At 56.0% G+C, this 7,707-nt stretch carries 6 protein-coding genes; 2 read left to right on the top strand and 4 right to left on the bottom strand.

Annotated elements, in window-relative coordinates; genetic code table 11:
* Positions 1-388: type IV toxin-antitoxin system AbiEi family antitoxin domain-containing protein (locus Q0216_RS04415; protein ID WP_298593243.1), on the bottom strand; the 388-nt coding region annotated here is incomplete at its 3' end.
* 322 nt (positions 389-710) lie between these two features.
* A complete protein-coding gene (gene hisS / locus Q0216_RS04410; RefSeq protein ID WP_049341928.1) occupies positions 711-2,072 on the bottom strand; it encodes a histidine--tRNA ligase in 1,362 nt (453 codons plus the stop codon).
* A gap of 302 nt (positions 2,073-2,374) precedes the next feature.
* Here hisS and Q0216_RS04405 point away from each other — a divergent pair, with 302 nt between their 5' ends.
* Entirely contained in the window at positions 2,375-3,643 is a 1,269-nt protein-coding gene (locus Q0216_RS04405; RefSeq protein ID WP_298593241.1) for a DUF349 domain-containing protein, read from the top strand.
* Between the two features lie 401 nt (positions 3,644-4,044).
* Here the strand turns inward: Q0216_RS04405 and Q0216_RS04400 are convergent, their stop codons facing one another.
* On the bottom strand, positions 4,045-5,544 hold the full coding sequence (locus Q0216_RS04400) for a Sau3AI family type II restriction endonuclease (protein WP_298593240.1): 1,500 nt from the start codon (positions 5,542-5,544) through the stop codon (positions 4,045-4,047).
* 193 nt (positions 5,545-5,737) lie between these two features.
* Between Q0216_RS04400 and dcm the strand changes: the two genes are divergently transcribed.
* Entirely contained in the window at positions 5,738-7,057 is a 1,320-nt protein-coding gene (gene dcm / locus Q0216_RS04395) for a DNA (cytosine-5-)-methyltransferase (RefSeq protein ID WP_298593238.1), read from the top strand.
* 102 nt (positions 7,058-7,159) lie between these two features.
* Here the strand turns inward: dcm and Q0216_RS04390 are convergent.
* Positions 7,160-7,707, bottom strand: a 548-nt coding sequence (locus Q0216_RS04390) for an HNH endonuclease (protein ID WP_298593236.1), incomplete at its 5' end; no start/stop codon positions are given.

The following is a 7,707-nucleotide window of genomic DNA, read 5'->3' as shown; positions in this document are numbered from 1 at the left end:
CGTGTCCTTGTAAGTTCACAAAGGCACGAACATAGAGAATGGATAGGAGCGTACGGATTGAGGGCGTGTTGAGTACATCTAGCCCCCAGAGTGCAGCTGCTGATGTGTGTGAGAAAACCCCTTGAAGACCCATAAGGTAGGCGGCAATGCACCGTACCGCGAGCCGCTCATCGGGGGTGAGCGCCTGGGCATCGCGGGTGTAGATATAGGCTCCTCGCTGAATACGTTGTAGGGTTCCTGCCGCCACCATCGCACGGATATGCCGGGCACTAATACCTCGTGAGTTAAGGATGCGAGGGGTGAGCACGAGAGGGTAAAGCTCGGCTGCACGTGTGGTTGGGGCTTGCGCGGCTATGGTGTGAGGTTCCAGGATATTTGCGGTGTTCATAGACTTTATCCTGGCAGTCTCTGCGAAGTTGTGGGGCCTGTTCGTGAAATCTGTGGATAACCTCGCTGTTTTTATGGAAATATCCATTATCCACAGGGTTAGGGTGTATCCCAGAAATTTTGTGCCATAGGTTAGTGTCTTCTGCCATGGTTTTTAACTACGACAGAAGTCGCTAAACCATGGCACAAATTCACACAGCCCAAATCAAGAAACCAAAGCACAACAAAACCCGCCCGGCAGGGAGGTCAACATCCTCCCCCGCCGGGCGGGTACACGTCTATACAGGCTTAGAGCAACCGGATAATACGAGTATTACGGGTACCTACAGGCCCTCAGCACGCACAATCTGAACGTGCAGGTCCTCAGCCGGCGGCATCCACGAAGCCGGATCAGCAGCAACCTGCTCACCCGAACGGATATCCTTCACCTCGTGAACCGGGGCACCCGACTCATCCGACGAAATGAACCACACGAACGGAATGCCGCGCTTCTCAGCGTACTTAATCTGCTTACCGAACTTCGCCGCATTCGCAGACACCTCACACGCGATACCGCGGGCACGCAGCGCATCCGCAACATCATTCGCAGCAGACCAGCCCTCATCATTCGTCAAAGCAACAAACACAGCCGAAGGCACCTTACGGCTCGCCTGCGCAAAACCCTGCGACAGAATACGAGCCACCACACGAGTCACACCAATCGACAAGCCAACACCCGGGTACGTCTTCTTACCGTTCGACGCCAGCGACTCATAACGGCCACCCGAGCAGATCGAACCCAGCGACTCGTGACCAACCAGAACAGTCTCATACACGGTGCCGGTGTAGTAATCCAGGCCGCGAGCAATCGACAGGTCAGCCAGCACCTTACCCGGCGCACGGCGGGACGCCTCCTCAATGACCTCAGCCAGCTCAGCAAGACCCTGATCCAGCAGCTCATGCTCCACCGAATACTTAGCGGCAAGCGCACGCACCTGCTCCACAAAAGAAGCGTCCTCAGTGCGGATCTGCGCCAACTCCAAGGCGGCAGCGGCAGCATCCGCGCTCGCACCAGCCTCAGCCTGCAGCTCCTCAGCCACACGCTCAGCACCGATCTTCTCCAGCTTGTCAATGGAACGCAGAACAGCCGCAGTATCGGTCAAACCCAAGCCCAGGTAGAAGCCCTCAGCCAGCTTGCGGTTATTCACACGCAGCTTGAACTCAGGAATCGGCAGCTTCGACAGCGCATCAACAACAACCAGCGCCAGGGTCACGTCGTAACGGAACGGCAGCTCGCCGTCGCCAACCACGTCAATATCAGCCTGAGTGAACTCGCGGGCACGACCCTCCTGCGGACGCTCACCACGCCACACCTTCTGAATCTGGTAACGCGAGAACGGGAAATTCAGGTAACCGGCGTTCTCCACCACGTAACGGGCAAACGGCACGGTCAGGTCAAAGTGCAGAGCCAGCTTCTCCTTAGCCTTAGCAGCCTCATCCTCCTGCAGGCGAGAAATTGCGTAAACTTCCTTGTCAATCTCACCCTTGCGCAGCAGCTGCTCAATAGTCTCTACCGAACGAGTCTCAATCGGGGAGAAACCGTGCAACTCAAAAGTCTCACGCAGGGTGTCCAGAACATGATTCTCAACCAACCGCTCAGCCGGAAGATACTCGGGAAAACCAGACAGCGAAGCCTTGCGAGCCATACGCGATACTCCTTGACAAAGAACTCGACAACAAAACCCCGGAACACCTCCGGGCATATCTACCCATCATACCAACACCCACCCCAGCACAGCACCCACTCCCCCAGTTCCACCCGAGCAAACCCGCACAAACCCGCGGCCGGCAGGTTCGCCCACAACACAACACGACCAGACACTACTCACACACACCCCGCAGAGGCTATGCTTAGGAGGTGCACACGCACACCCAAACGGGTGCCCACCACGGGGAACAGCGCAAAGGCGCCCCACCCCCAGCACCCCCGAGTGAAAGAGTTATAGCGGTGACTACCAAACCCGACGACACTGTAAACCTCGAAAAGGCACGCCAGTACGGCCGCGTCTCCGAGGACGGCCACGTCTTCGTCATTGTCGACGGCGAAGAATACGCCGTAGGCCAGCTGCCCGGCGCCTCCGAAGAAGAAGCGCTCAGCTACTTCGCCCGCAAGTTTGAAAACGTCGAGGCGCAGGTTGCCCTGCTCGAATCCCGCCTCGCCAACAACGCCCCCGCCGCAGACCTGCAGAAGGGCATCACCTCCATCGGTGCACAGATCGGTGTGCGCAACATGGTCGGCGACTACTCCGGCCTGCAGAAGCGCCTCATCGCACTGGCAGAGCAGATCGCTGAACTCGGCGAAAAGCAGCAGCAGGCACGCACCGAAAACCGTGAACGCGCCCTCGCCGTCCGTGAAGAAATCGTCGCGGAAGCCGAGCAGATTGCCGGCCAGGACCCCGACCAGATTCACTGGAAGAACTCCCACTCCCGCATGAACGAACTGTTCGAAGCGTGGAAGAAGGCACAGCGCGAAATTCACCTGGCAAAGAGCGTAGAGGACGAGCTGTGGAAGCGTTTCCGTGCAGCCCGCACCACCTTCGACCGCAACCGCCGCGCGCACTTCTCGCAGCTGGACGACCGCAACGCACGCATCAAGCGCGCCAAGGAAGAGCTGATTGCACGCGCGGAAGAGCTGTCCACCTCGACTGACTGGTCTGAGACTTCCCGCGCATACGGCGACCTGATGCGCGCCTGGAAGCAGGTACCCCGCGGCCACCGTCGCGAAGACGACAAGCTGTGGGCACGCTTCCGCGCGGCACAGGACGTGTTCTTCAACGCCCGCAATGCAGCCGAAGCAGCGCAGGACGCAGTCTACGCCGAAAACCTCAAGGTCAAGGAAGCACTGCTCGAAGAAGCACGCGCACTCCTGCCCGTCGAGGACATTGAGGGCGCGAAGGCAGCCTTCGAGAAGATCCTGGACCGCTGGGATGCGGCAGGCCGCGTACCCCGCAACGACCTGCGTCGCATCGACGGCGAGCTGCGCCGCATTCAGGACGAAATCAACGGCGCCGAAGAGGCAAAGTGGAAGCGCAACGACCCCGCCAAGGCAGCCCGCGCGAACTCCCTGCTCGCACAGATCGAGGACTCCCTCACCGAACTGGAAGCAGAGCTCGCAGCAGCTGAAAAGGGCGGCGACTCCAAGAAGATCGCCAAGGCTAAGGAAGCTCTGGAGGCTCGCCGCGCCTGGGCAGCAACCCTGCAGGGCTTCGGCAACTAGGGTCTAGCCGGAGTTCTAGCCGGAGTTCTAGCCGGACGAGTAGCGCCCGGGGTGCTGGCCGCTAGAGGCTGGCGCCCCGGGTTACTTGCTTCATCAACGCCTTACCGCCGAGAAGCCACATGTGTTTCGAAAAGCCGCAATAATGGTGGCTTCTCGAAACACATGTGGCTTCTGCGTGTCTGCGGGGGTTATATTCGCGCCCCCACCCGATGCAGATGGAAGGCGCACCGGGTTCATGGATTTTCGATAGGTTAGTGCCTTCACTGCGGGTTAAAGACCCACGGCGAAGACACTAACCTATCGAAAACCTCGGTCTAAAAAGCGGGCGGCCCCGAACACATCTGTATCCGGGGCCGCCTGTGTATCCGGGGCCGCCTGCTGCGGTTATTTACGTTCGGTTATTAGTCCCATTCACCGCGCAAAATCTGCTGAACGAATTTTTTGGGTAGCCAGAAGGAGTGCTTCGTGATGCGGCTGCCGTCGGGCAGTTCGTCGGTATCCTTGAGCTTGCCTTTTCCGACAAACTCGCCAGGCTTAACTTCGTAGTAGGTCTGGGAGGCGTGAACCTTCGTAAAAAGGTATTCGTTCGCCTTGCTCTGCGGGAAGTTAGTGGAAACCTTAACACCATCCTCGCCATTCGGCTTGACCGTCAGTTTAACGCCCTGATTAATGATTTCCTTCGTCTCTTGCCATACCCTCACCAGTTCCGGCTCGAGGGAATCGGGGAAACCCCAGAACTTGACCTGATCCAAGCAGAAGTCACCGGTCTCATTCTCGCGGAAAACAACAAACATGAATTTCCTTGAGAAAATCTCAGTGTAAATATGGGATTCTTCCCACTCTTTTTCATTCGCTAGTTCAATAAAACGGTAGTTCTTAAAGGGAGAATCCTCTTTAGGGAGCCCGTTTTTATCAACACGAATAGCACGAATATTCATGTTTGCCTTTTTAAATTCAGCAGTGCTGTCAATATCCGAGGAAAGGCCTAGAATTTTCCTCACAAGAGTGCTGTTGCGGCCCTTGGCATTAAAGTTAACATCAAACTCCTTGCAGAGTTCTTTCTCGCTCTGGCCCCGGTGCTTCAGAAGTTTTTCTTCAATAATCTGGGTGAAAGGCTTAGAGGTATCCTGGGCTGCTTTACCGATACTCTCCTGTTCCTCCTGGCTGAAAACCTTGGTGCGGAGGAGAGTTGTCATGTAGCTACTCTTGAGAGACCAGGCGCGCCTATTGGCCAGCTCGGGGCCATAGGGCTGAGTAGTGCGGTCCTTGTCTTTGCCGGCACCCTTGCGGCAGGTTGAAAGGTACATGCCATCAGATTCGGAAAGCTCGTGTGCGCGTCCCTCCAGGACTTTCTGGGTAATACGTTTATAGTCCTCTAGAATGGTCGGCATATCCTCTTCGGGCCAGTCAAAAAGGAAAAATTTATCGGCGATAATATCCAAAATATCGCGATTCTTTTGGTACTTATAAAACAGAAGCAAAATATTTTGGCACTTATGCCAAAGATGCGTCTGATAAAAATCGTCTAGGTTTTCCTCATGAAAATTAAACATGCTGAGGACTAGACGTTCTTTGGCGGAAATAGCGCCGTTCGCGGTCACCCGGTAAGGGGTCGTTTTGATTTCGACCTTTGCGGCGGGAATATCGGATTCCCGGGAGCTGTTGGGTTTGATGCCGAAGACAGCCTCTTCAGTGAGGTTGCCATAGCGTCCCTTGGAGAGCTCGCTAATTTCCTTGCGCGCAACCATTGAGGGAGTACCCTTTTTCTTATCTTCATAGGTTTTGTACTCGGAGTTCTGGAACTCTTCCAAGATGTCATGGAGCGTGCGGCCGATGAGATTCTTTTCTGTATATTTGAGGATGCTATCAATGCTCGTATCGTCGTAATCGAAAAGGCTCATGGTCGGTGTTCCTTCCGGAAGTAGAGGGGTAGCGGCGGTGCTGTTTCTTGCTTTCATGCTACGTCAGATAGCGCAGCTGCGCTCTTTGGATCGTCACGGATTCCTATATAACCCACTTGATCTGAACAACTATTCTATGCTATAGTATTAGTATTCGAATGTATTTACAGAGGACTATAAGGACTACTGACTCATGGATCAGAAAACCACCAGCAGTAGCCAGCCTATCCAAGTTATCGAGCTTTTCGCCGGTGTAGGTGGCTTCCGCTTAGGATTTGAAGGCTATAACGCCAACGGCATGACCCTGCCCTCCGCAGGCCCCTTCACGACTGTCTGGGCGAACCAGTGGGAGCCCCCGGGAACGGTCGGCCGCCAGTTCGCGGCACGCTGCTACCAGGAACGTTTCGGCGAAGAAGCAAACCTCGAAAACCGCGACATCCACGCCGTACTTGATGACGTGGAGGCGGGTCTCTACGAAATTCCCGACGCTGACCTGCTCTGCGGTGGCTTCCCTTGCCAGGATTACTCGGTCACCAAGCCCCTTTCTCAGTCGCACGGCATTGAAGGTAAGAAGGGCGTGCTCTGGTGGGATATTCACCGCGCGCTCGAACTTAAGACCCCCAAATATGTTGTTCTGGAGAACGTTGACCGCCTGCTGAAATCGCCCGCTAAGCAGCGAGGTCGCGACTTCGCCATTATGCTCTCCTGCTTCTACGCGCTCGGCTACAGCGTCGAATGGCGCGTTATCAACGCGGCAGAGTACGGCCACCCGCAGAAGCGTAAGCGCGTCTACATTTACGCCGAACACAACGCCCCCGAATGGGATTTGTCGCGCCGAATCACCCACACCGGTGTTTTAGCAGAAGCATTCCCAGTCAAAACTGCAGAATCTGAGGGTCTTCTCTCCGTCTTCGAAGAGCTCAATGAGGCCGATGAATTCACCATCTCCGCCGACCCTTACTACGAGACGGAACACTTCGGAATTGGTGCTAAGACCTCGCCCTTCCAGATTGCCGGTGTCATGCAGAACGGCACCGTGCTCACCAGCAAGGTAGAGCCTGACTACCGCGGCGAATTTAAGACGCTTGGTGACGTGGTTCTTCCCGACTCTGAGGTGCCGGAACAGTTCTTTATTGCCCCTGACAAGGTTCCTTCTTGGGAGTACCTCAAGGGCGCGAAGAAGGAAAAGCGCATCAACAAGGCAAGCGGCTTTGAATACTTCTACACCGAAGGTTCAATGTCTTTCCCAGATCCGCTCGACCGCCCGGCGCGTACCATCCTGACCGGCGAAGGAGGCTCGGGAGCCTCCCGCTTCAAGCATGTTGTGATTGGTGATTCTGGTGCGTACCGCCGTCTTGTGCCCGATGAGTTGGATCAGTTGCAGGGCTTCCCTCGCGGCTGGACTGACACCGGCATGAGCGACGGTAACCGTGCCTTCTGCATGGGTAATGCTCTTGTGGTGGGTATCCCGCACGAAATTGGTAAGGCTATCGCCCGCCGACACAGCCAGTAAGACATAACCAGTAAAAACGCACAGGAGGTGCAGTAGCCCAAAAGCTACTGCACCTCCTTTTGCATGCCCGTTGCATGCCCGGCGGCCTAAGCCAGAGCAGACCTAGACTAGCGCCTCTTCAAGCCAATTCAAGCCCGAGCGGTGCTCATCCAACAGCTCAAGAGCTCGGTTAGGCAACTCAACCTTCAGGCGGGCACCCGCCAACGACTGATACTGCGTATTCCCCAAGCCAGGGTGCAGAAGAAGAGTCCGCGAAGAACTCACACCCACCAGCTCACTATCAAAAAGCTTATGCAAATCCTTGCGTAGCAGAAGGCCCTCATCCACGCGGTGCTCGCCCTCGCGCGCGTAACTGTACAGGTGCGCCGCATCCAGCGCCGCCGTGTGGCAAGCACCTGTAAACGCACACATATTGCCGAAGCGGTTCAACAGCTCCTGACGGAACTGCCACTGACCCACACGTTCCTTGGACATGCGCATCGTAAAACCGCCAGGAAGATCCACCGGCACTCCGTGAGCGTCCCCCAGTGGAAGCTGGCGAATACCTGCAGTGTTCAGGTGTTCAAGCCAGTCAAGGACTTTCGCCGTATCGAGAGCAACAATGCTGTTCTGACGGTTGTATCTACCCTTCTTGCTCAGCTCTTTGAAGG

The sequence above is a fragment of the uncultured Rothia sp. genome (assembly GCF_937976295.1).
Taxonomy (GTDB): Bacteria; Actinomycetota; Actinomycetes; order Actinomycetales; family Micrococcaceae; genus Rothia.
Note: the sequence above shows the minus strand (reverse complement) of the source record. Positions and strands in the feature narration are given on the sequence as shown.

Bases quoted from the DNA above. Each gene is read 5' to 3' on its own strand.
- hisS (WP_049341928.1), bottom strand. From the start codon at position 2,072: ATGGCTCGCAAGGCTTCGCTGTCTGGTTTTCCCGAGTATCTTCCGGCT.
- Q0216_RS04400 (WP_298593240.1), bottom strand. From the start codon at position 5,544: ATGAGCCTTTTCGATTACGACGATACGAGCATTGATAGCATCCTCAAA.
- dcm (WP_298593238.1), top strand. From the start codon at position 5,738: ATGGATCAGAAAACCACCAGCAGTAGCCAGCCTATCCAAGTTATCGAG.